Source organism: Bradyrhizobium sp. (assembly GCF_019244115.1).
Lineage (GTDB): Bacteria > Pseudomonadota > Alphaproteobacteria > Rhizobiales > Xanthobacteraceae > Bradyrhizobium.
Map to the genome: position 1 here is coordinate 1 of NZ_JAFATE010000655.1, position 4,497 is coordinate 4,497.

At 64.0% G+C, this 4,497-nt stretch carries 4 protein-coding genes; all 4 read right to left on the bottom strand.

Going from position 1 to position 4,497, the window contains the following annotated elements:
- Window positions 1-1,266: acetate--CoA ligase family protein (locus tag JOZ76_RS28540; protein WP_291704390.1), on the bottom strand; the 1,266-nt coding region annotated here is incomplete at its 3' end.
- A 151-nt stretch (window positions 1,267-1,417) separates the two neighbouring features.
- Window positions 1,418-2,188 carry a hypothetical protein gene (locus JOZ76_RS28545; RefSeq protein ID WP_291704392.1) on the bottom strand — a complete coding sequence of 257 codons (771 nt, stop codon included), beginning with the start codon at window positions 2,186-2,188 and terminating at the stop codon, window positions 1,418-1,420.
- 4 nt (window positions 2,189-2,192) lie between these two features.
- Window positions 2,193-2,987 carry an enoyl-CoA hydratase gene (locus tag JOZ76_RS28550; RefSeq protein WP_291704394.1) on the bottom strand — a complete coding sequence of 265 codons (795 nt, stop codon included), beginning with the start codon at window positions 2,985-2,987 and terminating at the stop codon, window positions 2,193-2,195.
- A gap of 139 nt (window positions 2,988-3,126) precedes the next feature.
- Complete coding sequence (locus JOZ76_RS28555; protein ID WP_291704396.1) at window positions 3,127-4,356, bottom strand: ABC transporter substrate-binding protein; 1,230 nt, start codon at window positions 4,354-4,356, stop codon at window positions 3,127-3,129.
- Window positions 4,357-4,497 lie beyond the last annotated feature (141 nt).

Genomic DNA, 4,497 nt, shown 5'->3' on the forward strand with positions numbered 1-4,497 from the left:
GAACAGGACGGGCTTCTTCTGCGCCGCGATCAGCGGCTTCAGCTCGATCTCCTTGAACGGCATCCGCACATCGCTCGACAGCGACAGCACCACGAGAATGGCGTCGACCTCATCGGAAGCGGCGAGCAGGTCGATGCTCCGCTGCAGCCCGCCCGAATTGACGCCCTGCGCGGTGACGTCGATCGGGTTCTTCGCCGTGCCGTAGGACGGCAAGAGCTCCATGATTACGGCCTGGATCGCCGGGGACAGTTCCGGCACCTGCAGACCCTGCACCGACACGCTGTCCGCGCCCCAGATGCCGGCCCCGCCGGACACGGTGAGCACGGCGACACGGTCGCCCGCCGGCAATGGATTGGTCGCGAGCACGGCCGCTGTCGTCACGGCCTCATCGAGATCATTGGAGACGATGAAGCCATATTTGGCGAACACCGCATCGTAGGCCGCGGACCAGCCGGCCATGCTGGCGGTATGCGACGCCGCGGCGCGCCCGCCGGCCTGCGAGCGGCCGACCTTGATCACGATAACCGGCTTTCTGAGCTCGGCGGCGCGGCCGGCGGCGGCGAGAAATCTGTCGACGTCGCGGATGCCCTCGATGAACAGCAGAATCACGTCGGTCGCGGCGTCCTGCACCATGTACTCGAAGAACTCGCCGGCGCCGAGATCGCTTTCGTTGCCGGCGCTCACGACATAGCTGGGTGCGATGCCGAGCGTCCTGGCGCGATTGAAGATCGCAAAGCCGATGCCGCCGCTCTGCGCGACAATGCCGATCCGCCGCGTGGTCGCGACCAGCGGCGCAACGTCAGCCTTCACATCGACGGCCGGACTGAAGGTTGCGGCGACGCGCTGCACCTGGCTGTAAAAGCCCTCGGCATTCGGTCCGGAAATCCGCATCCCCGTTCGCTTCGCGAGTGCTGCGATGGCGTCCTGCATCGCGGCGCTCTCGCCACCCTCCTCGGCAAAGCCCGAGGAGATGATCACGGCGTTCTTGACGCCGGCTGCGCCGCACTGCTCCAACGCCGCAAGCACGGCGCGAGCCGGAATCACGATGATGGCGAGATCGACGGCTGCGCCAACGTCGGCAATCGACTTGTAGCAGGCGAGCCCATCGATTTCAGCATAGTTGGGATTAATGAGATAGAGCCGGCCCGGGTATTCGTTCTTGCGCAGCATGGCGAGCAGCCGGCCCGGGATCTTCTCGTGGTCGCGCGAGGCGCCGATCAGTGCGATGCTTTGCGGCGCGAAAAAGCTGTGGAGCGGATGCGGCATGCGTATGACCCTCTTGTTTTTGCTGTCGCGACTCTTGCCGCATACTTTGACCTGTAGGGTGGGCAAAGCGAAGCGGGCCCACCATCAAGCATGACGCTTGCGGATATGTGGTGGGCACGCCCCCAACGCGCCTTTTGCCCACGCTACGGTTCTATGCGGAGGCTGCAATGCGAAACATGACGCCGCCCAAACAGAACGCATCGTCAGAAACACCATATCCATTGGCACGCGCGGCATCGCAGATTCTCGCAGCATCGACGACACGAAATGTCAGTGCACTCATGATCTCGCTTTCGCCGGGCACAAAACGGAAGCTGGCATTGGGCAATTTCAGCTCCGGCTCGCCCGCCGCGTTTTTGCTGACGGCAACGCCGATGATCCGTCCCCAATGCCGGGCAAGTCCCGCCGGATCCGGGCTCTGCATCTCGACCCCGGTCAGTGCCTCCGTCATGTCCTTGCGGACCGATTGCTGCCAATCCGGTCCGGCCGGCGGATAGGCACCAAGAATGTCGTCGCTGCCGTCCGTATGGTTGAACTCGATGAAAGCGGCGCGGCAGTCGCGCGGATGCAGCTGCACGCCATGATACGGCGGATGATCGATGACGTTCGCCGTGCGCACGCCCATCGCGTTGGCGTGCGTGCCGCGCGCGTCCGGATCGTCACAGCAAAAAATCGCCATGTAGCCGCCATGGCCGCCGGTCTTGTCGAGAAAACGGCCGGCCGCCGAGCCCGGCTCGGTTGGCGCCACGACCTCGAGCAGGATGGTGTCGACCGGCATCAGTGCGTTCTCAAGTCCGTACTTCGCGACGTTGCCATCGCGATAGCAGACATTGAGCCCCATGATGCCGCAGATGTCGGGGACGACGGGTTCGAGCTGCGGCGCCACCAGGCAGATCTGCCGCAAGCGGATGTAGCTCGACATAACGTCAGTGCCCCACGAACGCAGCCTTGCGCTTCTCGACAAAGGCCTTGGCCGCTTCCTTGTGGTCGGCAGTCTCGCCGGCACGGGTGTGGTGGATCGCCTCGCCATCGAAGCAGGCTTCCAGCGAAAACTCCTCGGCATTGTTGATGTTGCGCTTGATGTAGCCGAGCGCGACCGACGGCCCCTGCGCCAGCGACTGCGCGAGTTCGCGCGCAGCCGCATCGATATCGGCGTCAGGAACGACCTTTGTCACCATGCCGAGCGCGAGCGCCTCGCTCGCCGAAAGCACCGGAGACAGCAAATAGAGCTCACGCGCTTTCGCGCTGCCGAGCAGCTTTGTCAAAAAGTAAGTGCCGCCATAGTCGCCGGAAAAGCCGACTTTGGCGAACGCCGTCGTGATCTTGCAGCCCTCGCTGGCGACGCGCAGATCGCAGGACAAGGCGATCGACAGCCCGGCACCGGCAGCCGCGCCGTCGAGTTGCGCCACCACGGGCTTTGGCATCTGGTGCAGGATGCGCGAGACTTCCATGCCGCGGCGCAGGTTCGCGAGCTTGGCCTCGAACGGCAACGGCGTCCGCCCCTCCGCCATCGCCTTGACGTCGCCGCCGACGCAAAAGGTGCCCCCTGCGCCCTTCAACAGCAACGCGCGGACGTCGTGATCCTCCGCCGCGCGCCGCGCCGCTTCGACCAGGCCGCTGACCATGTCGGGATTGAGCGCGTTGCGGCGGTCGGGACGGTTCATGGTGATGGTGAGGAGGCCGGCCTCGAGATGCTGCAGGACCATGTCGTTCGTGCTCATGTGGATTTTCTTTCGTTGTTGTTGGTCTTCGCGGAACTTCGATGGGATGCCGTCATTGCGAGCAAAGCGAAGCAATCCAGCGCTGCGCGAGCCGACAAACTGGATTGCTTCGTCGCTTCGCTCCTCGCAATGACGATGATTATTTCTTCGCCAGCGGGCAGCGCGACTGCTCGAGCGACTGGAATGCCTCATTGCCCGGTACGGTCGCCAGCAGCTTGTAGTCGTCCCAGCGGCCCTTCGACTCCGATTGTTTCTTGACCTCGAATAGATACATGTCGTGCACCATGCGGCCGTCCTCGCGAATACGCCCGTTCTTCGCGAACATGTCGTCGATCGGCGTCTCCTTCATCACCTTCATGACGGAAGCGGCATCGGTGGTGCCGGCGGCCTTGACCGCTTTGAGATAATGCGTGACGGAGGAATAGACGCCTGCCTGCGCCGAGGTCGGCACGCGTTTGATGCGTTCCATGAAGCGCTTTGAGAAGGCGCGCGTGTCGTCGTTCATGTCCCAATAGAAGGCCTCCGCGAGCAGCAGCCCCTGCGCGGTTTCGAGCCCGATGCTGTCGATGTCGGTGACGAAGGCGAGCAGCGGCGACAGCTTTTGGCCGCCCTTCGTGATGCCGAATTCGGCCGCCTGCTTGATCGCGTTGATGGTGTCGCCGCCGGCGTTGGCAAGCCCGATCACCCTGGCTTTCGAAGCCTGCGCCTGCAGCAGGAAGGAGGAGAAGTCCGAGGTGTTGAGCGGATGGCGGACGCTGCCAAGCACCTTGCCGCCATTCTTCACCACCACATTGGTGGTGTCCTTCTCCAGGTCCTGGCCGAACGCATAATCCGCCGTCAGGAAGAACCAGCTGTCGAGGCCGCTTCGGACCGCCGCGAGGCCGGTCACATTGGCCTGCGCATAGGTGTCGAACACGTAGTGCACGGTATAGGGGCCGCAGGCTTCGTTGGAGAGCCGGATCGAGCCCGGGCCGTTGAAGATGACGATCTTGCCCCGCGCCTTCGCGATCTCGCCGGCGGCGAGCGCCGTTGCCGAGGCCGCGACGTCGTAGATCATCTCGACGCCCTGATTGTCGATCATGTCGCGGGCGATGTTGGCGGCGAGATCCGCCTTGTTGAGATGATCGGCCGCGAGCACCTCGATCTTGCGGCCCAGCACCTCGCCGCCGAAATCCTCCACCGCCATTTTCGCGGCGGTCTCGCTGCCGGCGCCGGTAATGTCCGCATAGAGCGAGGACATGTCGAGGATGCCGCCGATCCGCAGCGGCGGCTGGCCTTGCGCCGTTGCCGCGGTTGCGCCAAGCGCAAGCCATGCGGCGAGCGCGCCGCAAAGAATGGGTCTGTGCAAGAGAACCTCCCTGACCGACATCCGCTTGCCGCGGACATTGTTGTCGTTGCGTCGAGCCTTGACGGCGATCATGCCGCAGCCATCATGACCCGGCAAGCTTGCGCCCCATGCAGCAACCCGGCAGCCCGCTTGCGCCACGCGCATTTTCCGCAAAATGGAAGG

Coding starts and splice junctions, on each gene's coding strand:
- JOZ76_RS28545 (WP_291704392.1), bottom strand. CDS start 2,188: ATGTCGAGCTACATCCGCTTGCGGCAGATCTGCCTGGTGGCGCCGCAG.
- JOZ76_RS28550 (WP_291704394.1), bottom strand. CDS start 2,987: ATGAGCACGAACGACATGGTCCTGCAGCATCTCGAGGCCGGCCTCCTC.
- JOZ76_RS28555 (WP_291704396.1), bottom strand. CDS start 4,356: ATGTCGGTCAGGGAGGTTCTCTTGCACAGACCCATTCTTTGCGGCGCG.